Genomic DNA, 362 nt, shown 5'->3' with positions numbered 1-362 from the left:
GGGAGGAAATTGGGGCAGTTCTGGATACCCGCCTTCGCGGGCATGACGGTAGGGGGGCGGGTATGACGGTAGGGGGGCGGGTATGACGGTAGATCGAGGGGGTGGTTGTTGAGGGAGGGTATGGGGGGAGATCAAGGGGGTGGTTGTGAAGGGGAAGGTGTGGGGTAGGGGTGTTGGTATGGCGGGTGGGGTGGTATTGCCGAGGGGACGGTTTGCTCTGGGGTTCGGGGCTTCGTTGGGATGGTGGGGAGGGGATGAGAGGTTGCAGGGATGAGGTGGATGGCTGGTTTTGGGGTCATGGTTGGGGTTGGGGGGAATACAATTGGGGCAGTTCTGGATACCCGCCTTCGCGGGCATGACGG

Origin of the sequence: Desulfogranum mediterraneum DSM 13871 (genome assembly GCF_000429965.1) — a bacterium.
Lineage (GTDB): Bacteria > Desulfobacterota > Desulfobulbia > Desulfobulbales > Desulfobulbaceae > Desulfogranum > Desulfogranum mediterraneum.
This window is presented reverse-complemented; position numbering follows the sequence as displayed.